This is a genomic window from Zobellia russellii (genome assembly GCF_044597075.1).
Lineage (GTDB): Bacteria > Bacteroidota > Bacteroidia > Flavobacteriales > Flavobacteriaceae > Zobellia > Zobellia russellii.
Window position 1 is genome coordinate 4535151 of sequence record NZ_CP139000.1, and the last position, 24986, is coordinate 4560136.

Consider the following 24986-nt stretch of genomic DNA (forward strand, 5'->3'; position numbering starts at 1 on the left):
GATGGAATTCCCAAAGTTTTTGTTAGGTGATAATACAGATTATCCTACAGCTATATTTGTTGTACATACTGAGTACCCTAGGTTTATTATCAACCTGGAAAATGATGAGGTAGAATGGTTAGAGGATTTTTCAACTGAAGATGAAAAGGAGTTGGAGTCCGAAGCACAAAGCCTTATAGAACAGGCGGGTGAATTTTATGACCGTGAGGTATCTAGATACGAAGAGTAGCTATCATGTGGCAAGAACTTATTCAGCAAGATAAAGAGCTTTTCCTTTTTTTAAATAATTTGGGAACTTCATCCTGGGATGCTTTTTGGTTATTTATCTCTAATAAATTTAGCGCTATTCCCTTATATGCGGCCCTATTGTTCTTGGCGTATAAAACATACGGACTTAAAAAAACCTTGGTGCTTTTGGTTTCCGTTGTCCTGTTGATAGTAGTAACGGACCAGTTGGGCAATTTCTTTAAATACGGTGTGATGCGTTTACGACCTTGTCATGACCCTAGTTTAGACGGATTGGTAAGATTGGTAAAGTCATCCTGTGGAGGTAAATTTGGTTACTTTTCTGCGCACGCGGCAAATAGTTTTGCGGTAGCTTTTTTCTTTACGTTACTACTAAAACATAAGTATGCTTTTATTGGATACGTTCTTATATTTTGGGCCATTTTGGTAGCTTATAGCAGAATCTACTTGGGAGTTCACTTTCCATTGGATGTGCTTACTGGCGCCTTTATAGGATTGTTTTTTAGCTGGTTGTTTTCAAAGTTATATATATTTGCAATCGAGAAATACTTGAATGATATCTAACTTCAGATACATATTTTTATTGGTGCTGATTGTTCTGGTTTATATAGCCGGTATGTTCGTTACCCTTTTTGAGAACGATTCTGCCCAATTTGCCGTAATGGCAATGCGAATGGTTCAAGAGAACGATTTTATAAATCTCATAAAAGGCGGCACGGAGTATCTGGATAAACCCCATTTGCATTTTTGGTTAGCGGCTATATCTTTTAAAATATTCGGGTTGTTTGAATGGGCCTACAGAATACCTGCAATACTGGTAACTTTGGTTGGGGCGTATAGTTGTTTTGGCTTAGGAAAGCTTCTTTACAATACGAACACGGGTAAGTTGGCAGCGTTGATATATATGACCGCACAAACTATTGTGCTGTCCGTCATAGATGTGCGTACAGATGCGGTTCTTACCGCTTTTACCATCTTGTCCATTTGGCAATTTGCGACCTATATTGAAAAGCGAACGTTAGTTTCTATACTTATTGGAGGATTGGCAGCTGGTATGGCATTTTCGGCAAAAGGTCAGATTGCACTTTTTGTAATTGGGGTATCCATTATTTGCCATTTAGCTTACACCCGTAAATGGGAAAGCATTCTTAGTTGGAAAGTTCTGATAGGGTTGGTGTGTTTTGGAGTTGCTACGGTACCTATGTTGTATGCGTACTACCATCAGTTTGATATGCATCCTGAAAAGGTGATTAGAGGAGCGGCCAATCGTAGTGGTATTCTTTTCATTTTTTGGGAGCAAAGCTTAGAACGTACCGGCGGAACTATGGGAAAGGCTTCTAAGGATTATTTTTTCTTTTTCCATACGTTTTTGTGGGTTTTTATTCCTTGGACCATTCCGGCAATCTTTGCTATTGGCGCCCGGTTTAAAACCTTGTATAAATTAAAATTTAGATATAATAGCAAGGTTGAGTTTTTAACATTGGGTACTATTACCATATTTTTTGCGGTAGCGAGTCTATCCCAATTTAAATTACCTCATTACCTGAATATAACCATTCCATTATTCGCAGTGCTTACGGCATCTTACATAAATGATTTAATCAGGCATGATCAGAAGAAGATTTTGAGAATCCTTTTAGGCTCGCAATACTTTGTATTGAGCATAGTCTTTACTGCCGTTCTATTTATATGTTTTTACGTATTTAAATTTGAAAGTCTTTTGGCATCAGTTCTTTTGACCCTTTTGCTAATGGTTATCATTTATTTCTGCCTAAAAAGAGAAGCACGTTTTCTACGGATTATAACCTTGTCGGTTTATAGTTCTTTACTGTTAAATTCCGTGCTGAACCTACATTTTTATCCAGAGTTGCTAAAGTTTCAGGCCGGTTCTAGTATGGCCGAGGTTGTTTCGGAGGAAAATATTCCTGTAGACCAAATTTATAAAGTATCCAATTTTCACACGTGGTCGTTGGATTTTTATAACCAATATCCGGTGCAGTACGCTTCCGTTAAAACTCTTGAGAATAAAAAAGATATCTGGCTTTACGTAAATGATACCGATTTACGGAGCATTCAAGATGCTGGATTTGATTGGGACCAGCAGTTTACGGAAAAGGATTTTAGAATCTCTAGGTTGTCCAAAAGTTTTTTAAATCCTTCAACCAGAAAGCGGACTTTAAAAAAGATGCATCTGGTGCATATTCATTAGACTTTCTATCCTAAGGATTAGGGCTGAACTTGGTCCGCTATGGTAACATCCTTTACTCTGTATGGTCTTTTCTTCTGTGACTCGTAATAGGTACGTATTAATAGTTCCATGACGATACCTATAGTAAAAAGTTGAATACCTGCGAGAATGAACATCATACCAAAAGTCAATAATGGACGTGAACCAATGTCTTCTCCCATTCCAAATTTTACTACCAGAAGATAAATGTTTGTAATAATTCCAATTAAAATTAGAACAACACCAAAGATTCCAAAGAAGTGAATTGGCCTCTGAAAGTACTTTCTTATAAATAAAAGCAGCATAATGTCCGCAACCACCTTAAAGATGCGTTCTAAGCCATATTTAGAGCTACCGGCATGCCTGGCATGATGTTTTACCGGTACTTGTTTGATACGGGCTCCTTCAAAATGGGCGAGTAGGGTAATGAACCTGTGCATTTCGCCATACAGATTAAGGTCTTTTGCAATATCCTTGGTAAAAACTTTTAACGCACAACCATTATCCTTAATATCCAATTTGGCCGTACGACGTATTAATGCATTGGCAATTTTAGATGGAATTTTTTTAACAAAGGAATCTTTTCTTTGGGCACGAATACCTGTAACTACATCATAATCGCCATTAACCACATACTCTAGCATAGAGGGAATATCGCTAGGGTCATTCTGCATATCGCCGTCCATAGTAATGATATACTCTCCTTGGGCATAATCGATACCGGCCGCCAATGCTAAACTTTGACCGTAATTTCTTTTAAGACTAATAAGATGAACTTTATCATCCTTCATCTCCTTTATAACCTTACGAGTACCGTCAAAAGAAAAATCGTCTATATAAACAATTTGATAATTGTATCCGGCTAAGCTTTCATGAATTTTTTTTGTGAGCAGAACAACATTTTCCGACTCGTTAAAAACAGGAATGACAATTGATAAGAGTGATGTGGTAACTAAATCCATTAGGCTATAAGAAATTAAGCTCACAAAATTAAGCTAATTATTTAAGAGCGGCTTTTAAAAATTGCTATCAATTGGTCCGCAGCTTGAAAAGGTGAGATTTTTTTGGAAATTATCTGTTCAATATAGTGGTTTATTTCGTTTGATATTAAGGAGTCTTCAAAAAAATCCGATTTCAGCTTAACTTCAATAGTTTCGTAGAGCCAGTTTTTATTCTGTTGTGTTCTTTTTTTATGGAAATAGTCCGTTTTTCTACTTTGAAAAATATAATTCTCAATATTTCCCCAGACCTCTTTAATACCGGTGTTTTCCGTTGCGGAGCAGCAAGATACCGTAGGTCTATATCCATTTTCTTTAGGTGGATATAACTGTAAGGCATTTTCAAACTCACTTTTGGCAATAAGTGCTTTAGGCAGGTTGTCTCCATCGGCTTTATTGATGACAATACCATCTGCCATTTCAATTATCCCTCTTTTAATACCTTGAAGTTCATCGCCTGCGCCGGCCAATTTTAAAAGTAAAAAGAAGTCTACCATACCATGTACAGCGGTTTCGCTCTGTCCAACTCCAACAGTTTCTATAAGAATAATGTTAAAACCTGCAGCTTCGCACAGAATGATGCTTTCTCTTGTTTTTCGGGCTACTCCTCCCAATGAATGTCCAGAAGGTGAGGGGCGGATAAAGGCGTTAGAATCTTTGGTTAAAGATTCCATTCTAGTTTTATCCCCTAAGATGCTACCCTTGCTTTGGCGACTGGTAGGGTCAACCGTAAGTACGGCAACTTTATTTCCTTTGGAAGTTAATAGTTGGCCAAAAGTTTCGATAAAAGTACTTTTTCCCACACCTGGAACTCCTGTGATACCTATACGTATGCTTTGGATTGGTTTCTGAAGACAAAGGGCAATGATCTTATTGGCTACCGTAATATGTTTTTGGTGGTTACTCTCAATTAAGGTGATTGCGCGACTAAGTGCAGTTTTGTCTCCTTGGCAGAGGGCTTCGGCCAGTTTACTAGGGTCAATGGTACTTTTCCTTTTCTTCCTAATTTCAGAAATACCTTTTGCATCTATATTTTTATGGTTCTCCACACTTATTTACTAATAGGTACCTTAACTAGTGTTTTATCCCACATGATGCGCATATAGAGCTGTCCTGTATTATCAAAGTCTATAGTAAAATGCTCTACGGTTTCCGCCAATTGTTCGGTTGGGATTTGAATTTCGATAACATCTTCTTCAAGAATATGTGTTGTCTCTTTGCCTCCACTTAATATACTCACACCCCAATCAGGTATATTTTTATTGAATATTACCGACCACGTTTGCCTACCGGGTCTTGTCCATAGAGAATAAACCCCAGAAGAAAGGTTTTTACCGTCAATTTTAATATCAAATGCAGTAGAAAATGTAGTGGGCTCATTTGCCCCTGTACGCCAAACTATATCATAGGGCACGAGCTCGCCAAATATAATTCTATCCTTTTTAGAAGGGCTAGAATAGTTTACGGACAAATCCATTCCGTTATTTGTGTATACGGCTGTCTTTTCCGGACTATGCTTTTTGGTCTGTGTTCTCATGTAGGGTCCAACAACAAAAAAGAATAAAAAACCTACTATAGCAAATACGATAAGAATCCATTTCGTAAATTTCATTGTAACGGCATTTGTTACCCCAAGTTACGAATTAGGGGTGTAATCCATTCTTTTTTTAACCGTAAAGATGCTTTTCACATTAATTTAATAATCCATTTTATTTTTTCACAAATTCATAGCTTAACTTCATGAAGTAATCATAAACTTATATGTAATGAAAACTATTTTTAAAGCGGAAGCAACGAATACAGGAGGTAGAGCAGGTCATGTGAAAAGTGATGACGGAGCTGTAGATTTAGATATAAAAATGCCAGGTGCGGACGGAAAAACGGACGGTAAATCTACAAACCCTGAACAGCTCTTTGCTGCGGCATATTCCACATGTTTTGCCGGGGCACTTCAGGCAGTTGCCAAAGAACAAGGTGTAGAAGATCTTGGGGATTTTAGCGTAACGGCAATTATTGGTTTTAACAAGGACGAGGACGGTTTTTTCATAGATGCCACTCTAGACTGTTTATTACCAACTGTAGATAAGCAAAAAGGCGAGGAGTTAATCAATGCTGCGCATGAAATATGCCCTTATAGTAAGGCTACAAGGGACAATATTACCGTAGAACTTAATTTAATGGTTGAAGCATAATTGTCAAGACTAAATGTAAAAGCCCTGAAAATTTTAATTTTCAGGGCTTTTTTTGCTATTTGACCGAAAAATGATATTTGGATATATTTTGATATTTCTCACCAGGTCTTAATACCGAACTTGGGAAGTTAGGTTGATTGGGGGCATCTGGAAAGTTCTGAGTTTCAAAACAGATTCCCGGAAACTCTGGAGGCGTATAAACAATAAGTGCTGGTTGGTTGGTTTGCACCGTCATTGTAATTCCTGATCTTTTAGATCTAACGCGGGCGGCAAGATTAGTTTTAGGGTGAATGGCAAAGGGAATATCCAATAATGAGTTACCTATGGGCCTTTCTTCAAGAAAGTTATAGGGAGTTCCTTTAACGGATACAAATTTTCCGGTGGGTAACTGATCTTGGTTAGATTCGGTAAAGTGCGTGCAGTTCATCTGTAATAAATGATCTGCTATGCTATCTCCATAATCTAATTTAAAGTACGAATGATTAGTGAGGTTAAGCACTGTGGTACGGTCTGTTTCCGCTTTATGCTCTATAACCAATGCACTGTCTACTATTTTATAAGTAACCGTTACTTTTAAGTTTCCAGGATAGCCTTCCTCTAAATGTCCACTAGTGTATGATAATTTTACAAAAGGTTCCGGGCCGTTATTGACTTCTTCAAACTTCCAGGTTTTCTGGGCAAAACCTTGCTTCCCTCCGTGTAAATGGATTCCATTAATATTATGTAACGGATATTTTTCTCGGTCTAAGATAAATCCGCCGTTAGAAATTCTTCCGGCATATCTACCTACACAAGCTCCTAGGCATTTCTTATCGTTTTTATATGCGCTGGGGTAGTTAAAGCCAACCACAACATTTTTATAATTGCCGTCATTGCCTTTTACCAATAATTTCTGAATAACAGCACCGTAATCCAAGACAATTAAGATGATGTTTTTTGTCTGTATTGTAACCTGTTTCAAATGTCTCTAATTAAAATTAGTGCAAAATTATGTGTTTTTTAGAACACAGGGGTATAGTTTGACGCTTATAATAGTATAAGTTTAAAATAGATATTGAAACCGTTCAATTTTTTTGATTTTAGCAATTGGAACAGGATGGTTAAGAATAGATAAAATTAGGTGGATTATAAAACAAAACTTAGGTCCTAATGGGCATCTTCCTTTAAATATTTTTTGAAATTTGCTTTAAACCGATTTAATCTTGGAATGGATACATTGGTGATGTACGAGTTGTTAGGATGCTTTTTTTCATAATCTTGGTGATAATCTTCGGCATCATAAAACTTGGTGAATTGGGTTACTTCTGTTGTAATTGGAAAACCTTCATAAACATTTTGGTCTGTCAGAGCCTTTATGTAAGCTTCAATAATCTGTTTTTCTTTTTCATTTTTATAAAATGCAACAGAGCGGTATTGAGCACCACGGTCAGGTCCTTGTCTGTTTAGTGTGGTAGGGTCATGGGAGCCAAAAAACACCTGTACTAGAGCGGTAAATGAAATAACTTTTGGGTCATAATAAATTTTAACGGCCTCTGCGTGACTTGTCATTCCTCCACTAACTTGCTCATAAGTTGGATTCTTTTCGGTACCACCTGAATATCCAGAAACTACTTCTTCAACCCCTTTCACACTTTCGAAAATGGCTTCAACACACCAAAAGCAACCACTTGCGAAATAAGCAGTTTCAAACTTTTCTAAGTCTTGGTTTGTTGGTTTTACAATTTCTTTTTCAACCGTTGATTCCATAGTGGTTTTTTTCTTCTCAACATGTGATTGACAAGAGGTGACTATTAATAGGGATATAGTTGAGATTATAGATTTAAAAATCATTTTTCTGTTTTTATGGAATTAGTATAAAGTAGATACGTTTCCTTACTGACAAAGGTTCAAAAAAAATAGGTCTTCAAGGAATATTTCCCGAAGACCTATAATTTTATAGCTAAAGCTTTTGTTCTTAAGAACCGATAGTTCCTGTACCAAAGACTTCTATTGCAGATATTTTTGGTTTGTTAACAGTGGCCTCCAACATGATATTTAATTCACCATCTGTTACTTCAATATTGTACATTTTACTTCCGGCAGACGCTGCTCCGTGCTCTTTGAATAAATCATAGCCTGTAAAGATTTCTTTATCTTCCATTAGGATATTGAAAATTCGGCTTCCTTCTCCTCCTTCAAACCCTTGTGGGTTCTCAACTCCCCAGTAGATTTCCGCAAAATAAAGCTTTACTGTATATGTACCGTTCGTAACTGGTATATCATATGAGGTAGGCCCTTTAAACATTGGTCCATCTGCAGAAACTCTTTCAGTGAGGTAAATGGCATCCATTTCTGTGTTATCTATTTCAGTAACGAAAGGATTAGTAAACACTTCACTATTCTCACCAAAATATTGATCCTCTAAAAAGGTGATATCTCCAAAAGTTACTTCTGGACCACCACAATTAATTCTAAGAAGAGTAGGTCCAGCTGGTTCAGTTGACTGCTCCGCTTCCTGTGCAGGATTAGATTCATCAGGGTTAAAGGTAATATCCACTGTGCTGGTGATAGCTACATCGTCTAATTTTCCAGATACAGTAATGGTTTCTTCAACATCGCCACTAACTGTAGCGGTATAAGTTCCATCAGCATTATCTGTAACTGCAGAAACAGTAGAAGAGCCAGTAGCCGATAGTACAACGGTACCTCCGCTTTTGGTCAGTTTTTTTCCATCGGAATCTGCTAATGTAACAGTTACTGTAGATGTACTGATACCATTTGCATGGGCTGCTGCAGTAGCATCTATAACTGTATTCTCATTTGTTGGGTCGGCAACTTGTTCTGGCTCTGGTTCCGGATCCGGATCTGGATCAGGCTTCTGTTCGGTATCAGTTCCACCATCATCGCTACTACATGCTACGGGTACCATAATGAATGATACGAACAAAGCTGATAGTAACAACCATCTTGTAATTAAATTACGTCTCATAATTCAGTGATTTTAAATTAATCCATTTTCTTTTTCAAAAGAGGGTGCAAATTATATATTTAGGAGTATCGTTCCAATAATATTAACTAATAATCGACAAAAGTTGTGTGTTGATCGTTCGCTCAACGATCTGTTTGTAGGATAAATATTATTTTTTTAGATGTTTCTGTTCTCTATAGGTGCTGATTTATACCTTGGTCATTCCAAGGTTTATCTCTATAAATTATAAAAACAGTAAATAACAATTTCAAAATCTAGCTTCTAACTGATATTTTTCTCTCAATAACTAGTTGGTAAACTTTTCTTGGTCAATAATTTCATCCTAAATCCGATAAAATACACATTGATTCGGTAAAGTGTTTTTTGGTCCGATTACGTTCACCGATGGTTTTTTACACTTGAACCGAACTTGTGCAGATAACCGAAAACACAGGGTTTTTCGGCGAACTGAACCTCGGTATAATGGGGCCTGTGGCGTTTTATTTATATAAACGCCCAAGTCATGAAAACTATCGCAACTTTAATTTTTGTTCTTTTTATCGGAGTAACTGCTCAAGCACAAACAGCAACCGAAGAGGTTAAAGTTGCTACCGTTGAAATGAGTATCGTTACCGAAACTTCTACCGAAGAGATTAACTTTGAGAACACAGTAGAAGTGGCGCGTTTATACAAGAGAAACAACGCTAGAGTAACAAAGGCACTTTCTTTCACTACAAAAAGAAACAAAGCTAAGATGGCTTAATCATTGGTTTTTTAATTTGAACTTATCTTTTAAGAAAAGTACTTTTATATTTTAAGTTTTCATTTTAGTAGTTAGGACCTATAAAGTTGTAACATAGTACTTATTTCAAACTCCAGGTTACTTAATATATGTTGTTCATTGGTATTAGTCCCTACTATATGTTGTAATGCATTGATGTCTCTAGATAGCTTATCAATTTTTTCTAGCAAGAATACAAGCAGTTGACATAGTTGATTGGAATCATCTTCTATATATAGAAACAAATTATTAGTACAGCTCAGGGTTTACTTCATCTATTCTTTAAAAAGAAAATAGAGCTGATCAATTTGTTATTTATTAAATGAAACAATTCTACTATTGCTGTTATTCCTGGTTCGGGTTTTCATAGGTGATAAATCTAATGATGGGCTATAAATGGATTAAAAGTATTGCAAAAGGTGAATCAGGATGATTTTTACTTGAAGAAGAACATCTCTTTTTCGGATTAAATACACATTGATTCGGTAAAGTGTTTTTTGGTCCGATTACGTTCACCGATGGTTTTTTACACTTGAGCCGAACTTGTGCAGATAACCGAAAATACAGGGTTTTTCAGCGAACGGAACCTCGGTAGAATGGGGTCTGTGGCGTTTTATTTATATAAACGCTCAAGTCATGAAAACTATCGCAACTTTAATTTTTGTTCTTTTTATCGGAGTAACTGCTCAAGCACAAACTGCAACCGAAGAGGTTAAAGTTGCTACCGTTGAAATGAGTATCGTTACCGAAACTTCTACCGAAGAGGTTAACTTTGAGAACGCAGTAGAAGTGGCACGTTTATATAAGAGAAACAACGCTAGAGTAACTAAAGCGCTTTCTTTCACTACAAAAAGAAACAAAGCTAAGATGGCTTAATAGATACGTATTCCATTTCATTATAAAATGGTCTTAAATTAATGTATTACAACGATTTATATGTGATGATGAATGTTCAGTGATTATATTTAGATTACCCCCGAATTTTAGATGTGAAATCTTTTTAATCTTGCCGTTGCCCTAAGACCTAGGAATGCTTGGTTTACTAAAAGCAATTGTCAATGTTAAAAATTACATTTCTTAAGTGGGTCTTGTTTTGGCTTATAGCTCTAATGTTATTAAGGTTACTGAGAAAATTAAAACTAGTACCGGCTACTTAATAGGGTGTATGCTGAGAGGTAAAATCATCAGTATATAACATTTAATGTGTTGCTCACAAGGATATAAATCTATTTAGAGTATAATTTTAAAACGATTGCTATGATGTTATTTGTTTTTTTAACAGCTATTGCCTTAATTATTAGTCATGTAGTACTGTTTCCAAAGACTAAAGGAATACTACGCTCTTTAAAATCTCCAGTGAAAAAATAGTTTTTTGATTAGCTAGTGTTTTATGCTACACTAGTAATCTGATCTCGTATTTCTTTAAACTTTATAGTGTAATGGGTTCCTTTTTGACTAAGGTCTCTCATAATAGAACCTTGTAATTGGCGGGATAGATTGTGTATTAATTTAAGTCCTAGTGATTTTGAATTTTTGTGGGTAATGTCCTCAGGAAACCCTTTCCCGTTATCACCTAAATTAAGAATGAACTCATTGTTCTCGGCTTTTCTAAGTCTTATGTGTATTTCACCTTTATCTTCATCTGCAATACCGTATTTAAGGGCATTGGTTACAGTTTCATTAATGAGCAGGCCTAAAGGTATGGCCGTGTCTATATTCAACTTTATATTTGGAATATCTATGTTTAGGGTAATGTTACTACTGGTACCTTTTATAGAACGGACTAAATACTCCGCAAGTTCCTGCACGTAAGATTTATATTCAATTTTAGAAAGGTCTTCTCGCATATAGAGCATTTCATGAACTATGGCCATGGTAATTACTCTATTTTGACTACTTTTCAAAAGGCTTTTAACATCTTTGTCTATAATACTTCTAGATTGCAGGCTTAGCAAACTGGAGACAGTCTGTAAATTGTTCTTAACTCTATGGTGGACTTCTTTTATTAAGGTTTCCTTTTCACGTATTTTCTCTTCGAGTTCATTCTTGGTTTTATACAAGTTATGATGCGCATGGAGCAAGTTTTTACCAAATACGCCACCTAATAGGTAAACCGAAAACAGAACACTTAAAAGAGCGAACAGGTTTTTGGAAGAGTCCGGGACCACATTTTTTACAAAACTAAAGTCGGCAATACTCTGGACATATATGAGCGTAATAATTAACAAATTTAGGTATAGATAGAGTGTACCATATGCTTTAGTTGTAACGTAACCCGCAATCACAATAAGGGCAAGAACAAAAATGAACGGACTATTTATTCCTCCCGTATAGAGCGTTATGACACTGGCTCCGGCCAAAGTCATCATGGATACAATGTTATAGGTAAGGGTAAGCCTTTTATGGTATTTGTAGGCTAATGTATTTATAAGGTTTAGAATGCCAAAAGAGAGAAAGATATAGGGGATTACTTCCTTTATGTCTAGAAAAAAGAAACAAAGAACAGCAAAGATTAAAGAAAAAACAGAAGAATAATAATTGACCTTTAATACCAGTCTAACCTTGCTTTTTAATCTTTTTTCTAAATCGGTACTCTGCTGCATATAAAGCTAATTTGTATTTCTCTTTAATTGTAAGGAATATCCGCTTGGTTAGGTAAATCTAAATATGTTTTACCGCACAATCAAAGAAGTAGGTTAAATACTACCCTTGGACCATAGCATTTAACATTTTTTATCGTTTTTTTTGAGGTTTTAAATTAGTGAGGTGAGAAATGTCAATGGCTTTTCCCTCTTCAATACTACGCCTAGCTCCAATACCAATAAGAATGGACATAGCTCCATCTCTAATACCTGCTGTTCTACCAAAGGGGTCTTCCGCTTCCGATGTTTTAAAAATTTTGTCTTGCAGCCGTTTGTCTCCACCGCCATGGCCTTTTTTCTCCATAGCAACCTCTACATTTTCATGTTCTTTCCAAAGTTTATGAACTATAATAGATTCATAGGATAATTCCTCTTCTTTACTTTGTTTCATTTCATTGGCATGCTTTTCAGCTTCGGAGATGGTGGGGCTATCGTGATAAGGAATGTCTTGTGAAGCCTCAATTCTTCCTTTTGTGCCATTAAAGGCTACACGCCACCCCTCAAAGGGCGAGTAGGTGGTAAGTGAATAATTAAGCGTAGTATTATCCGCATATTTTACTTGAGCGGACATTTTATCATAAATATCAATGTCATTTCTAAACAAACAATTATCTCTTAAGTACCCATCTTCATGTTCATGGTCTGCATATAGCTCTTTCATAAATTTATCTTCATTGATATCCCAATAAAAATCACATTCTTTGGTATGATTGCAACTACGGCAATTCTTCCCTCTAAATGGTCCATTTTTTCCATAGAACTCTAAATCTCCATAGGCAAAAACTTTGCTTGGTTCGGAATCTATCCACCAATTTAGTAGGTCAAAATGGTGTGTTGATTTATGTACCCAGAGTGAACCACTACTTTCCATTTCACCATGCCATCTCCTAAAATAAGAGGCCCCATGGTAAGTGTTAAGGTACCAATTGAAATCTACGGAAACCAAATCCCCAATAGTCTTGTTCATCAAAAGTTCCTTTATTTTAGTGGCATACGGGCTCCACCTATAGTTGAAACCTACTATTAAATTCTTGTCCGATTTTTTTTCGGCATCTAAAATGGCCTGGCATTTTGTTTCATCTATGGTGAGTGGTTTTTCAGTTAGAACATCGCACCCCATTTCCAAACCTTTAATTATAAAATGATGATGTATAGAATCTTTTGTTGTTACTATAACTAAGTCCGGACGGGTATCTTTTATCATAGTATCAAAGTCCGTAAAAACAGGACACTTAACCCCAATATATTTTTTAGCGTACGCCAGTCGACTTGAATTTATATCGGAAAGACCAACAAATTCAATAATATCAGAATACTGGTCTACTAATCTTTTTCCCCAAAATGTGATGCCTCTTACACCAGTTCCAACAAGTACAACTTTTAGTTTTTTAGAAGTGTTAAAGCTAAACGCATGGAGGGGAACGGCGGTGCTAGCGGCAAGCATACTAATAGACGACAGGAATTTTCGGCGGGAATTATTCATTTTTTGGTTCTTTATAATGGTGGCTGTTCTTAAAGATATTGATTTCGTGGGAATTATTGGGTAAGTGTGTTTTGAACCTATCATCCGTTTATACTAGGTAGATGACGTTCCCTGTCTTTAAATGTAATGTGGTAGCCCGTTCCTTTTTCGGTTTTAATTCGGGATACGGAACCTCTTAATTGGCGACCTAGGTTGTGCATCAATTTAAGGCCAAGAGATGTGGTTGTCTTGTGATTTATATCTTCAGGAAAACCTATGCCATCATCTGTAATATCCAAAGAATAGCTATGGTCTTCATCATTATCTTTTTTTAGGGTGATTTTTATGTTTCCAGAACTATTCTCAGGAAACCCATATTTTAAAGAATTGGTGACCGCCTCATTGATTAAGAGTCCTAAGGGAATAGTAGTATCTAGACCTAGATTTACATCTGGCATATCTATGGAAACCGTAACATCTTGATTTTTACGGTTTGCAGATTTAACTAGGAAATCGGTAAGTTCTTTTAAGTAAGGTTTAAATGCAATTTTAGCAATGTTATCCCTCATGTAAAGCATTTCATGAATCATAGCCATAGAGTTTATCCTATATTGACTACTAATAGCTAGTTCTTTTATTTTATCGTTCGTAGTATTTTTAGATTGTAAGCTTAAAAGGCTTGAAACGGTCTGTAGATTATTTTTTACCCTGTGGTGAACAGTTCTAAGAAGTATTTCTTTTTCTGCAATTCCTTCCTTTATTTTGGCTTTTGATGCAATTAACCTTTCGTTGGTTATTAAAAGATGCTTCCCAAAGACCCCCAATAAAAGGTATGAGCAAAAAACAATACTAATTAAACTAAAATTATCCTTGGCATTTTCCGGTATCTCATTGGTTATGGTACCATACTCACTTATTCCATAAATACATAAGATGGAAAAAAGTACAATTGCTAAGTAGATTTTACCAAAAATATGTCCCGCCATGTAACCGCCTAAAATTATAATGCTGAATACAAAAATAAACGGACTGTTTATGCCGCCACTAAAAATGGTAACAATCAATACACCCATAAGGGACAAAAGAGAACCTATTAATGAGCTAATCAATAATTTATTGAATTTTTTATATAACAGTGTGTTGATTAAGTTCAACAGGGCATATAAAATAAATGTAATAGGTATGTATCCTACAATTTTGAATAGATACATTAACAATATGCCAACTATAAATGAAAGTGTAGATGAAGCATAGGCAAAGTTGATTAACAACCTACTTTGGTTGTCCAATCTACTTTGGATCTTATTCATATGAGGCATTTCTATTTTTATTGAAGCCGAAGCAGAAAACAGGAATAGAGGTGTTAGAATATGGCTCAAATAGCTAGTAAGCTAGGAGTGGATTCTAAAAAATCTAATACTTAAAAAAGGTAAATTAGGGGCTTCAGGTAGAAAACTACAATTTTATTATGAAATGTCTGTCATTTAATGAAAGAAAAAACTAATTTAGAATAAGGAAAAATAATTTTAGGATAAACCGGTGAACAATATAATAATTATGGTTTAAACTGACTCGAAATATCTTGAAATACTAATTTATAGGTAGTGCCTCTATCAGTGGGGAGACGTTCAATTTTTCCTTGTAATTGTCTAGCAAGATTGTGTATTAATCTAATACCTAGTGTATTCGAGTTTTTGAAGTTATAGTTTAATGGAAAACCAAGGCCATTATCGCTAATTTTGAGAATATATTTATTCTGATATCTTTTCTCCAGTTCAATAGTTATTTTACACTCATCTAAATTTTTGAATCCGTATTTAATTGAGTTCGTTACGGCTTCATTAATTAGTAAACCCAATGGTATGGCCGTATCAATACTAAGTAATGTGTCCGGAATGTCTGTAGAAACTTCTATCTTTCTATCCTTGCGTTCAACCGTTTTTAAAAGATGTTGTGTAAGTTCATTTACGTATGATCCGAACTCAATTTTTGATAAATTGTCCCTAACGTATAACATTTCATGAATCATTGCCATGGCCGTAACCCTATTTTGGCTACTTCTAACCAATTCTTTTATTTGTTGGTTGGGTGTATTTCTAGCTTGTAAATTTAGAAGGCTAGAAACCGTTTGTAGGTTGTTTTTAACTCTATGGTGAACTTCTCGCAAGAGATTTTCCTTTTCGTCCACACTTCTTTCAATTCTGGCTTTTGAACGGTATAATTTATGATGGGTGTTCAACAAGTTTTTGCCTAAAACACCTCCTAATAAATAAACGGAAAACAATATGCTTAACAAACTGAACAAGTCTCTTGCATCATCTGGCACCTCATTAATTATGAAATTAAAATTAGCATAGTCAATAAAGTATATAGCAACAATGGTGCTTATAATAAGATAAAGATAAATTTTCCCAAAAACCCTTGTAGAGATATAGCCGGCAAGTACTATGAGTCCTAATATAAAGATGAACGGACTATTTATTCCTCCGCTGAATAGAGTTATTACAATGGTACTTATGAATGATAACACCGAAGTGCAGATTGCCATAGCAGTTAAGTTCTTGTGTCTGCTAAAAGCGGCTATGTTTATTAAATTCAGAAAAAAGTAAAAATAAAAAACATAAGGTATGGTGCCGTGCATGTCAAATACGTACGTGCATACCAAACCTATAATTAGACTAAGAAATGACGAGATATAGTTAAACTTGAGTAGTAACTTTGTCTTGTCATTGATCCTGTTAAGGCGTATTTTGGGCTTTCGCATCTATCCTTTTTGGGTATTCATCTAAATAAAGAAGTGAACCCGCGTGTTATATGCGACACTTCAACAGAGGTACAACAAGCTTTTATTTTAAAGCAAGTGTATTTCTGGAAGTTAAATTCGGAATAAATTAGAGTTATAGTTGCTTAATTTACTGCAACTTAACCTTTGGGGTAATTTATTCTAGCCCTGCAATAGTAGACACAATTGTTTTTAAGTGACCTTTTACTCGTTAATCGGGCAAAAAAAAACGGCAACTTAGAGACAAGCTGCCGTTTTAATGCTGTTATATGTACTAATTTTTAGTTTTCGGTTAGTACCCAATCACCGTTTTCAATAAGTGGTTCTGCCTGCTTATACTTAACAACTTTGCTTTCGCCGGACATAACGTTCTTAATGGTAACCCTATCGTTACGGCCAATTTTTGGTCGTTCGCGAACTATGGTTTCCGTAACTTGTGGACGTTGGCCCTGTGTTTGACCTGCTGCTCTATTTTGAGCCGCCAATTCATCGCTATTAGGAATTTCTTCTTTACTTGTCTGAAGATTTTCCTTTGGTCTACTTACGTTTCTGGCTTCCTGAATCTGGTTTGGGTTCTCACTTGGCAATTCCCCTTTAAACAAGAAAGAAACAACTTCTTTATTTACCTTGTTTATCATCTCTTTAAAGAGTTCAAAGGCTTCAAATTTGTAGATTAGAAGTGGGTCTTTCTGCTCATGAACGGCCAACTGTACAGATTGTTTTAACTCATCCATCTTACGCAAGTGCGTTTTCCAAGAATCATCAATAATGGCCAATGTTATATTTTTCTCAAAATCCGATACCAATTCCTTACCATTACTTTCGTAAGCACTTTGTAAATTGGTAACCACATTAAGGGTTTTTATACCATCTGTAAAAGGCACTACAATACGCTCAAACTTATTGGCACTGTCTTCGTAAACCTTTTTGATAACTGGAAATGCAGTAGCTGCATTACGTTCCATTTTTTCTTGGTAATACTTATATGCCGTGTCATATACCTTATTGGCAATGTCCTGCACGCTCATTTTACCAAAATCACCTTCTGAAATAGGAGAAGTGATAGAAAAGTATTTTATCAGTTCAAACTCAAAGTTTTTGTAATCGTTTGCCGCTTTATTGGTATCTGCAATAACTTCACAGGTGTCGTACACCATGTTAGCTATATCTACCTTTAGACGCTCTCCTTGTATAGCGTGCCTTCTTCTTTTGTAAACGACTTCACGCTGGGCGTTCATAACATCATCATACTCCAAAAGACGCTTACGTACACCAAAGTTGTTTTCCTCAACTTTCTTCTGCGCACGCTCAATAGATTTGGTCATCATGGAGTGCTGAATAACTTCACCATCTTCCAAGCCCATTTTATCCATCATTTTAGCAACACGGTCAGAGCCGAAAAGGCGCATTAGGTTGTCTTCTAGTGAAACATAGAACTGAGAACTTCCTGGATCTCCCTGACGACCGGAACGACCTCTTAACTGTCTATCAACTCGTCTAGAATCATGTCTTTCCGTACCAATAATGGCCAGACCTCCAGCTTTCTTTACTGCTTCACTAAGTTTAATATCCGTACCACGACCGGCCATGTTGGTTGCAATAGTAACCACACCGGGGTTACCTGCTTCAGCAACAACATCTGCTTCTTTTTTATGAAGTTTTGCATTCAGTACGTTATGGTTTACTTTTCTAATGGTAAGCATTCGGGACAGCAACTCGGAAATTTCCACCGAAGTTGTACCGATCAATACCGGTCTGCCTTCTTGTGAAAGTTTGGTGACTTCATCAATAATGGCATTGTATTTTTCACGCTTGGTCTTATAGATCAAGTCATGTCTGTCATCTCGGGCAATAGGTCTGTTGGTTGGTATTTCCATAACATCCAACTCATATATTTCCCAGAATTCACCTGCTTCGGTAACGGCCGTACCGGTCATACCTGCAAGTTTATTGTACATTCTAAAGTAGTTCTGTAAGGTAACCGTAGCAAAGGTTTGAGTAAGCGCCTCAATTTTCACATTTTCTTTGGCTTCTATTGCTTGGTGAAGTCCGTCTGAATATCTACGACCGTCCATAATACGACCGGTCTGTTCATCAACTATCATTACTTTGTTGTCCATAACCACATATTCCACATCTTTTTCAAAAAGTGTATATGCCTTTAAAAGTTGGCTCATGGTATGGATACGTTCACTCTTTACTCCAAATTCTTTAAAAAGCTCTTCTTTAAGTTCGGCCTCTTTTTCAATATCCAGGTTCTGGTTTTCTATTTTTGCAATTTCTCCACCAATATCCGGCATTACAAAGAAGTCTCTGTTCTGCTCGCCTGAAATATAATTCACCCCTTTTTCGGTAAGCTCTATCTGGTTGTTCTTTTCATCAATAACGAACAATAGATCTTCATCTACAACAGGCATTTCCCTGTTGTTGTCCTGCATGTAATAGTTCTCTGTTTTTTGAAGTAGTTGTTTAACGCCTTCTTCACTTAGAAACTTAATAAGGGCCTTATTTTTTGGTAGCCCTCTATGCACACGAAGCAACAGGAACCCTCCATCTTTGGTGTTGCCTTCTTGAATCAGTTTTTTGGCCTCGGCCAAAACACCGGTCAAATGTTGTCTTTGTTTACTTACAATATCCGCAACTTTAGGTTTAAGCTCATTAAATTCATGGCGGTCACCTTCAGGAACCGGACCGGATATGATTAATGGGGTACGGGCATCATCTACTAAAACAGAATCCACCTCATCTACAATAGCGTAGTGGTGTGGGCGTTGTACAAGGTCCTTTGGCGTGTGCGCCATATTGTCCCTTAGGTAGTCAAAACCAAATTCGTTATTGGTACCATAGGTTATATCTGCATTATACGCCGCTCTTCTTCCTTCGGAGTTAGGACGGTGATGGTCTATACAGTCTACCGAAAGACCGTGGAACTCAAAAATTGGAGCCATCCAAGCGCTATCCCTTTTTGCTAGATAATCGTTAACGGTAACCAAATGCGCTCCATGACCGGCCAAAGCATTAAGATATAACGGCAGTGTTGCCACCAATGTTTTACCTTCACCAGTTTGCATTTCAGCAATTTTACCTTGGTGCAATGCAATACCTCCAATTAGCTGAACGTCATAATGAATCATGTCCCAAGTTACTTGCTTACCTGCGGCGTTCCATGAGTTTTTCCAAATGGCATTGTCACCATCTAGGGATACATAATCTTTTGAACCTGATAGTTCCCTATCGTATTCTGATGCGGTAACCTGTATGGTTTCGTTCTTGGCGAAACGCTTGGCGGTTTCTTTTACCACGGCAAATGCTACCGGTAGAATTTCGCTAAGTGTTTTTTCGGTTACTTTATAGGATTCTTCTTTGAGTTTATCTATTTCAGCATAAATGTCTTCGTTCTTATCAATATCCGTAGACGTTTTTACTTCTTCCTCTAGCTCGCTTATTTTTTTGGTGAATTCACTAATATCCTCCGCTATTTTAAGCTTAAAGGTTTTGGTCTTCTCACGCAATTCGTCGTGGCTTAGTTCCTCTAATTGCTGTTCAAAAGACCTTATTTGTTCTACAAGAGGCTTCAGCTCTTTAACGTCTTTCTCTGATTTATCACCTACGAATACTTTTAATATCAAATTTAAAAAACTCATTTCTAGCTGTTTTGTATTAGACCGCTTTTAAGATATTGATTGCGGTAGGGCATTATTTCTGCAATGCACCCGTGGTGTATTTCTTCGCAAAAGGTATTCCAGTTTAAAACCTGTGTACATTTTACTTAAATACCTGCCAAAATTACATAAAAAAAAAGCCTCGATAGAGACTTTTTTGTTTCAATTAACGTAATATTTCTAATATTCGTCCTCGTTCCAGAGATAATCTTCTTCTGTAGGGTAGTCTGGCCAGATTTCTTCAATGGATTCATAAATCTCGCCACCTTCTTCCTCCATAGACTGAAGGTTCTCGACGACCTCTAGGGGCGCACCGGTACGTATTGAATAATCTATCAATTCGTCTTTTGTTGCGGGCCAGGGTGCATCACTCAAGTAGGATGCTAGTTCTAATGTCCAATACATTTCAGTTGTTCAATTTAATTTTTTGCAAAAATAATTTTTAAATACACATAGCCAAGGAAATAGGGCTATTTTATCGTCATTATTTTTGTTTTAATAGTTTGATAACGAAGAATTAAAGAAATTATTAGAGAATTACAAATTAAACTGAAGCAAATATTTAAATTTTGTGCTTTATTTATCCTTTTCCCTATTCTCTGGAATCCATTTTATTTCTTCGGCTTGTAAATTTTCTGACAATTTTCGTGCCAGTACAAATAAATAGTCGGAGAGCCTGTTTAAAAATAACAAGACATTTTCATTAAATGGTTCATTTTCGTAAAGAAGCGTGCTCATACGTTCCGCTCTCCTGCAAACCGTTCTAGCAATATGACAGTATGACACGGTAGTGTGGCCGCCTGGAAGGATAAAATGCGTCATTTGAGGCAAAGCTTCATCCATAACATCAATTTCTTTTTCAAGTAACTCAATGTCTGAAGGTTCAATTTCTGGAATGTTCAGCCGTTTTTTTCCGTTCTTTAGAAGGGCTTTTTCTGGGTCTGTGGCTAAAATAGCACCAACAACAAACAGATTTTTTTGAACTTCGGTTAAAGTTTCTTTAGACCTTTTGTCTATTTTTTGATCCCTGATCAAGCCAATCCAAGAATTGAGTTCGTCTACAGTGCCATAACATTCTATTCTTACATGATGTTTTTTAACCCTCGTGCCCCCAATTAGGGCAGTAGTGCCTTTGTCACCTGTTTTGGTGTATATCTTCATTTTGAGAATTTACTAGGGTTTGTGCTGCGAAAAAAAAGCGATTGCTAATTGATTCTATTCTTTTTCCTCTTTTTTGGTCCTTTCCTTCCGTTCATAATTGCCCATGAATTTCCGTGATTTCCGATCTTTGGATTTCCGGCGATTGGTCATGGATATGAGAACGTATATTACCGCTACGACCCCTAGGATTATATAAATGGTGTTGTTGTACATAATTGCAATTTAATCTAAAATAAGTGTTTAAACCCGAATCTTAAAATGCTCTTTGGCCTGTTCTTTTCTAAAGAAAACCGCGCCGCAATAAAACATATCTACCGTTACAGTTACATTTTTATGATTTTTCACAGCTTTCCAAATGGCTTCGCTTTCATCTGATTCATATATACCGTCCAATAAAAACATGGTGTTATTGTGAGCGATTTTTTTCTCCGCTAGAAGGTTAATTACCTTATTCAAGTTGGTTTTGGAAAAGTAGACCATATTCGTATTTGTAGAGGACTTTTCTATATGCTGAAAATGACTTTGAACAATTTCTTCAACCTTATCGGAATCATCTAAAAACATAATTCGTTCGGTTTTGAAATAGGCGATGCTCTTACAAAGAACATTTATGGATTTTAACCTGCTGAACTTCTTTTTTCCGTACAGGCACTTTGTTACGTAACTATAAACAAAAGGGGAGTGTACCCCATGTTCATTGGTTGCGGAAAGCAAGAAAGTTATATGTTTCAGGAATTTTTGCACGAAAAACCGTTTGTGATTTTATAATTAGAAAAGACCACTAGCGCTATATTTTATAATTACGATTATTCCTCCATTTGTGCGGAAAGCTCGAACCAACGCTCTGTTTTGGCTTCAATAGCCTCATTAACCTCTTTTAAGTCTATGGATAATTTATCTATTTCCTCTCCGCTAAGGGAACTATCGGCAAATTTGTTCTGCACTTGGACTTTTTTAGCCTCCAGTTTCTGGATGTCCTTTTCTAAATTTCTATATTCCTTTTGTTCTAAATAGGAGAGTTTGTTTTTTGAGTTGTTTTGTTTAGCATCGTTTTTACTCGCTGTTTCTTTTATTGCGGCTTTTTCTTCACGTACCTCTAAAACTTTACTGTCTTCATAAGTTCTGAAATCTGAGTAGTTTCCAGGGAAATCTTCAATAACGGCATTCCCTCTAAAAACAAAGAGATGATCTACAATTTTGTCCATAAAATAACGGTCGTGAGAAACCACTATCAAACATCCGGGAAAGTCTAAAAGAAAACTTTCGAGTACGTTTAAGGTTACAATATCCAAATCATTGGTAGGTTCATCAAGAATAAGAAAATTAGGATTCTGAATCAGAATAGTACATAGGTAGAGTCGTTTTCTTTCACCTCCGCTTAATTTCTCAACAAAATCATATTGTTTCTTTCTGTCAAAAAGAAAACGCTCCAATAGCTGTTGTGCAGAAATCTGTCTCCCTTTCATAAGCGGGATAAAATCACCAAAATCGCGAATTACATCTATTACTTTCTGCCCCTCTTTTATGGTTATTCCCTTTTGGGTGTAATATCCAAACTTAATAGTGTCGCCAACTATTACTTTGCCCGCATCAGGTTGGTCCGATCCGGTTAAAATATTTAAGAATGTAGATTTTCCGGTTCCGTTTTTTCCAATAATACCTATGCGTTCTCCTTTGGTAAAGGTATAGTCAAACTTATCTAGAATAGGCTTGTTAGGATATGATTTCACTAATTTGTGCAGTTCCAGAATTTTACTTCCTACACGCTCCATATTAATTTCAAGCTGAACCTGGTGCTCCTTTCTACGTTGGCTGGCTTTTTCCTTTATGGTGCTAAAATCATCTATTCTAGATTTTGATTTAGTGGTACGCGCCTTGGGTTGTCTTCGCATCCACTCCAGCTCTTTTTTGAACAAACGTTCGGATTTATGCTGTTCAGTGGCCTCTTGCTCAATACGGGCCTCTTTTTTTTCTAGATAGTAAGAGTAGTTACCTTTATAGGGGTAGAGTTGGCCGTTATCTAATTCTATGATTTCATTACAGACCCGTTCTAAAAAATAACGGTCGTGCGTAACCATAAACAAACTCATGTTTTCCCTGGCAAAATATTCTTCCAACCATTCAATCATTTCAAGGTCCAAGTGATTGGTAGGTTCATCAAGAACCAGTAAGTCCGGTTTGTTGATGAGAGCATCCGCTAAGGCCAAACGCTTTTTTTGACCTCCCGAGAGCAGCCCAACGTTGGCGTCTAGGTTGTCTAATTTTAACTTAGAAAGGATTTGTTTGTAAAGGGTCTCAAAATCCCAAGCGTTAAAACGGTCCATTGCTTCAAAAGCAATTTGGTATGCATCTGCGTCTTCAGGGTTCTGAAGCGCTTTCTCATAGGCGTTTATGACCTGAAGTATTTCATTGTCCGAAGCAAAAATGGTTTGTTCTACCGTTAATTTTGGGTCTAGGTCCGGTTCTTGGTCTAAAAATGAGACACGAATATCTTTGCGGTAGTTTACTTGCCCGGAATCCGGGCTGTCCAATCCGGACATTATATTTAAGATGGAAGTCTTGCCCGTACCATTTTTGGCAATCAAAGCAATTTTCTGGCCTTTATTAATACCAAAGGAAAGGTCTTGGAACAAGACACGCTCTCCATATGATTTTGAAATATTCTCTACAGTAAGTAAGTTCATGCAATTATGCGATTTTTGGCTTGTGATATGACCAGAATAAAAATAAATATCGTGCAATAAGGGCTGCCCAGATAGCCAATATTAAGGGCGAAAAAAGTTGAATGCCCAAGGTCCATAAAACGCCGGACACTACAATTAAAGAAGTTAGAAAAATAGCATACTTGGCCACCCAATTAGGTCCTCTCTTTTGAGCAACTACAAAGGCAATGATTAGGTTGGGAGGGAAGGCCCATAATATGTTAAAGTTACCGGCAGTGGCACTATGGTCTGTAAAGAACCATAAGAAAATGATAAGTAGGCCTATTAATCCTGTGGTAAAAAAGAGCGTAAAGTCTAACCATCTTCTACGGGTGTTGTTCTTAAAATCAAAATAAGTTAAAACCAGTATCAAGATCAAAATAACAATAAGCCACAGTTCAGGAGAAAAAAAGAAACTAGAGCCATTATCCACAGGTTTGGCGTCCAGTAAAGTTTTTGATTTAGCTACCAAGGGTTCCCCGTTTAATTGAGCAACATCTAGTTGTTTCATTATGTAATCTGGCAAGAACATGTGTTCTTTTGGTGTTGCAACATCATCTATGACAGAACCTAGGGCTAAATCAATTCCAAAACCGGACCATGAATTTATTTTAACCTTCTGCCGTATCAACTGGCGATGTGAATATAATTGTTGCTGGAAGTTTTTGTTAAAAACGAGTTTATCTCCGTATACTTCTTTTAAGATATCCCAAATTTTTGTAGCGCAATTGTTGTAGAAAAAATCATATTTATAATCCCTATTTTCCGGAAGGTAATTAGTTTCCAAAAAATTAAAGAGCTCTTGGCGTTCGGCAAGGTCAAGTTTTAATTCTTGACTTTTTACCCATCTATTTTCATACTCATATTCCTTAAGGAAGTAAGGAAAACTTTGCCTAGCAAGTGTATAATCCAGTTTTCCACGGGCAAACTTCATGTAAAAATTGGGCGTGGTAAAGTCAAAAGTGCCATAGTTGTATATGGCATTTATTCCTAAACTGGAATCTTCTACGCGAACGGCGCTATGTCCAAATGTTGAATAAAGTTCACTACCTGGGCCACAAGTTATAACACTTATTTTGGATAGGGGAGTCAATTCAGGCGCTTGGGCCATGCCCAAAATCGAAAAGCCGAAAAGTAATAGGAGGAGTATTTTTTTCAATTGCATTTCTGTTTTTTACTGAATT

22 protein-coding genes are annotated in these 24986 nt (G+C 36.5%); 6 read left to right on the forward strand and 16 right to left on the reverse strand.

The window, feature by feature from the left end; all coding sequences use genetic code 11:
• Position 1 precedes the first annotated feature (1 nt).
• The 3 genes from SJY45_RS18640 to SJY45_RS18650 are packed head-to-tail and all read left to right on the forward strand — an operon-like array spanning position 2 to position 2455.
• Positions 2–229 (forward strand): hypothetical protein, encoded by a 228-nt coding sequence (locus SJY45_RS18640; protein ID WP_215441783.1) that lies wholly within the window; start codon positions 2–4, stop codon positions 227–229.
• A gap of 5 nt (positions 230–234) precedes the next feature.
• Entirely contained in the window at positions 235–810 is a 576-nt protein-coding gene (locus SJY45_RS18645) for a phosphatase PAP2 family protein (RefSeq protein ID WP_289041295.1), read from the forward strand.
• Complete coding sequence (locus SJY45_RS18650) at positions 800–2455, forward strand: ArnT family glycosyltransferase (RefSeq protein ID WP_400072668.1); 1656 nt, start codon at positions 800–802, stop codon at positions 2453–2455. The genes SJY45_RS18645 and SJY45_RS18650 overlap by 11 nt, the downstream gene beginning before the upstream one ends.
• 17 nt (positions 2456–2472) lie before the next feature.
• Here the strand turns inward: SJY45_RS18650 and SJY45_RS18655 are convergent, their stop codons facing one another.
• Genes SJY45_RS18655 through SJY45_RS18665 form a run of 3 tightly spaced genes read right to left on the reverse strand, consistent with a single transcriptional unit; the run spans position 2473 to position 5083 of the window.
• A complete protein-coding gene (locus tag SJY45_RS18655) occupies positions 2473–3435 on the reverse strand; it encodes a glycosyltransferase family 2 protein (RefSeq protein ID WP_215441786.1) in 963 nt (320 codons plus the stop codon).
• A gap of 41 nt (positions 3436–3476) precedes the next feature.
• Positions 3477–4520, reverse strand: coding sequence for a methylmalonyl Co-A mutase-associated GTPase MeaB (gene meaB / locus SJY45_RS18660; RefSeq protein ID WP_400072670.1), 1044 nt, complete (start codon positions 4518–4520; stop codon positions 3477–3479).
• A gap of 2 nt (positions 4521–4522) precedes the next feature.
• Positions 4523–5083, reverse strand: a complete 561-nt coding sequence (locus SJY45_RS18665) for a DUF2911 domain-containing protein (protein WP_400072672.1) — start codon at positions 5081–5083, stop codon at positions 4523–4525.
• Between the two features lie 154 nt (positions 5084–5237).
• On the opposite strand from SJY45_RS18665, the gene SJY45_RS18670 reads away from it, so the two are divergent.
• The gene (locus tag SJY45_RS18670) at positions 5238–5663 is read left to right on the forward strand and encodes an organic hydroperoxide resistance protein (protein ID WP_215441789.1); all 426 of its coding nucleotides are present in this window, start codon (positions 5238–5240) and stop codon (positions 5661–5663) included.
• A 55-nt stretch (positions 5664–5718) separates the two neighbouring features.
• Here the strand turns inward: SJY45_RS18670 and SJY45_RS18675 are convergent, their stop codons facing one another.
• From SJY45_RS18675 to SJY45_RS18685, 3 genes are all read right to left on the reverse strand, one after another.
• Positions 5719–6624: an aldose epimerase family protein gene (locus SJY45_RS18675; RefSeq protein WP_400072674.1), complete on the reverse strand. Its 906-nt coding sequence runs from the start codon at positions 6622–6624 to the stop codon at positions 5719–5721.
• Between the two features lie 185 nt (positions 6625–6809).
• A complete protein-coding gene (gene msrA, locus SJY45_RS18680; protein WP_400072677.1) occupies positions 6810–7409 on the reverse strand; it encodes a peptide-methionine (S)-S-oxide reductase MsrA in 600 nt (199 codons plus the stop codon).
• A 208-nt stretch (positions 7410–7617) separates the two neighbouring features.
• Positions 7618–8631, reverse strand: coding sequence for a malectin domain-containing carbohydrate-binding protein (locus SJY45_RS18685; protein ID WP_400072679.1), 1014 nt, complete (start codon positions 8629–8631; stop codon positions 7618–7620).
• Positions 8632–9133: 502 nt separating this feature from the next.
• Here SJY45_RS18685 and SJY45_RS18690 point away from each other — a divergent pair.
• Positions 9134–9373 (forward strand): hypothetical protein, encoded by a 240-nt coding sequence (locus SJY45_RS18690; protein ID WP_215912701.1) that lies wholly within the window; start codon positions 9134–9136, stop codon positions 9371–9373.
• A 654-nt stretch (positions 9374–10027) separates the two neighbouring features.
• Positions 10028–10267: a hypothetical protein gene (locus tag SJY45_RS18695; RefSeq protein ID WP_400072681.1), complete on the forward strand. Its 240-nt coding sequence runs from the start codon at positions 10028–10030 to the stop codon at positions 10265–10267.
• Positions 10268–10779: 512 nt separating this feature from the next.
• On the opposite strand, the gene SJY45_RS18700 is transcribed toward SJY45_RS18695, so the two are convergent.
• The 10 genes from SJY45_RS18700 to SJY45_RS18745 form a co-directional block, all read right to left on the reverse strand.
• Positions 10780–11994, reverse strand: a complete 1215-nt coding sequence (locus tag SJY45_RS18700; RefSeq protein WP_303407443.1) for a sensor histidine kinase — start codon at positions 11992–11994, stop codon at positions 10780–10782.
• Positions 11995–12124: 130 nt separating this feature from the next.
• A complete protein-coding gene (locus tag SJY45_RS18705) occupies positions 12125–13516 on the reverse strand; it encodes a Gfo/Idh/MocA family protein (RefSeq protein WP_400072684.1) in 1392 nt (463 codons plus the stop codon).
• 80 nt (positions 13517–13596) lie between these two features.
• On the reverse strand, positions 13597–14805 hold the full coding sequence (locus SJY45_RS18710) for a sensor histidine kinase (protein ID WP_215441797.1): 1209 nt from the start codon (positions 14803–14805) through the stop codon (positions 13597–13599).
• Between the two features lie 245 nt (positions 14806–15050).
• Positions 15051–16043, reverse strand: a complete 993-nt coding sequence (locus tag SJY45_RS18715) for a sensor histidine kinase (RefSeq protein ID WP_400072686.1) — start codon at positions 16041–16043, stop codon at positions 15051–15053.
• A gap of 515 nt (positions 16044–16558) precedes the next feature.
• Positions 16559–19921 (reverse strand): preprotein translocase subunit SecA, encoded by a 3363-nt coding sequence (gene secA, locus SJY45_RS18720; protein ID WP_400072688.1) that lies wholly within the window; start codon positions 19919–19921, stop codon positions 16559–16561.
• A 198-nt stretch (positions 19922–20119) separates the two neighbouring features.
• Positions 20120–20344 (reverse strand): DUF2795 domain-containing protein, encoded by a 225-nt coding sequence (locus SJY45_RS18725; RefSeq protein ID WP_013994285.1) that lies wholly within the window; start codon positions 20342–20344, stop codon positions 20120–20122.
• 171 nt (positions 20345–20515) lie between these two features.
• Complete coding sequence (locus tag SJY45_RS18730; RefSeq protein ID WP_215441800.1) at positions 20516–21100, reverse strand: cob(I)yrinic acid a,c-diamide adenosyltransferase; 585 nt, start codon at positions 21098–21100, stop codon at positions 20516–20518.
• A 240-nt stretch (positions 21101–21340) separates the two neighbouring features.
• Entirely contained in the window at positions 21341–21844 is a 504-nt protein-coding gene (locus SJY45_RS18735) for a hypothetical protein (RefSeq protein WP_400072690.1), read from the reverse strand.
• Positions 21845–21906: 62 nt separating this feature from the next.
• Positions 21907–23784: an ABC-F family ATP-binding cassette domain-containing protein gene (locus SJY45_RS18740; RefSeq protein WP_400072692.1), complete on the reverse strand. Its 1878-nt coding sequence runs from the start codon at positions 23782–23784 to the stop codon at positions 21907–21909.
• 4 nt (positions 23785–23788) lie between these two features.
• Complete coding sequence (locus tag SJY45_RS18745; RefSeq protein ID WP_400072694.1) at positions 23789–24967, reverse strand: DUF4105 domain-containing protein; 1179 nt, start codon at positions 24965–24967, stop codon at positions 23789–23791.
• Positions 24968–24986: the final 19 nt, after the last annotated feature.

Coding starts and splice junctions, on each gene's coding strand:
- SJY45_RS18695 (WP_400072681.1), top strand. CDS start 10,028: ATGAAAACTATCGCAACTTTAATTTTTGTTCTTTTTATCGGAGTAACT.
- SJY45_RS18690 (WP_215912701.1), top strand. CDS start 9,134: ATGAAAACTATCGCAACTTTAATTTTTGTTCTTTTTATCGGAGTAACT.
- SJY45_RS18665 (WP_400072672.1), bottom strand. CDS start 5,083: ATGAAATTTACGAAATGGATTCTTATCGTATTTGCTATAGTAGGTTTT.
- SJY45_RS18705 (WP_400072684.1), bottom strand. CDS start 13,516: ATGAATAATTCCCGCCGAAAATTCCTGTCGTCTATTAGTATGCTTGCC.
- SJY45_RS18730 (WP_215441800.1), bottom strand. CDS start 21,100: ATGAAGATATACACCAAAACAGGTGACAAAGGCACTACTGCCCTAATT.
- SJY45_RS18715 (WP_400072686.1), bottom strand. CDS start 16,043: ATGGCAATCTGCACTTCGGTGTTATCATTCATAAGTACCATTGTAATA.
- msrA (WP_400072677.1), bottom strand. CDS start 7,409: ATGGAATCAACGGTTGAAAAAGAAATTGTAAAACCAACAAACCAAGAC.
- SJY45_RS18745 (WP_400072694.1), bottom strand. CDS start 24,967: ATGCAATTGAAAAAAATACTCCTCCTATTACTTTTCGGCTTTTCGATT.
- SJY45_RS18700 (WP_303407443.1), bottom strand. CDS start 11,994: ATGCAGCAGAGTACCGATTTAGAAAAAAGATTAAAAAGCAAGGTTAGA.
- SJY45_RS18725 (WP_013994285.1), bottom strand. CDS start 20,344: ATGTATTGGACATTAGAACTAGCATCCTACTTGAGTGATGCACCCTGG.
- SJY45_RS18710 (WP_215441797.1), bottom strand. CDS start 14,805: ATGAATAAGATCCAAAGTAGATTGGACAACCAAAGTAGGTTGTTAATC.
- SJY45_RS18655 (WP_215441786.1), bottom strand. CDS start 3,435: ATGGATTTAGTTACCACATCACTCTTATCAATTGTCATTCCTGTTTTT.
- secA (WP_400072688.1), bottom strand. CDS start 19,921: ATGAGTTTTTTAAATTTGATATTAAAAGTATTCGTAGGTGATAAATCA.
- SJY45_RS18640 (WP_215441783.1), top strand. CDS start 2: ATGGAATTCCCAAAGTTTTTGTTAGGTGATAATACAGATTATCCTACA.
- SJY45_RS18670 (WP_215441789.1), top strand. CDS start 5,238: ATGAAAACTATTTTTAAAGCGGAAGCAACGAATACAGGAGGTAGAGCA.
- SJY45_RS18645 (WP_289041295.1), top strand. CDS start 235: ATGTGGCAAGAACTTATTCAGCAAGATAAAGAGCTTTTCCTTTTTTTA.
- SJY45_RS18740 (WP_400072692.1), bottom strand. CDS start 23,784: ATGAACTTACTTACTGTAGAGAATATTTCAAAATCATATGGAGAGCGT.
- SJY45_RS18685 (WP_400072679.1), bottom strand. CDS start 8,631: ATGAGACGTAATTTAATTACAAGATGGTTGTTACTATCAGCTTTGTTC.
- SJY45_RS18650 (WP_400072668.1), top strand. CDS start 800: ATGATATCTAACTTCAGATACATATTTTTATTGGTGCTGATTGTTCTG.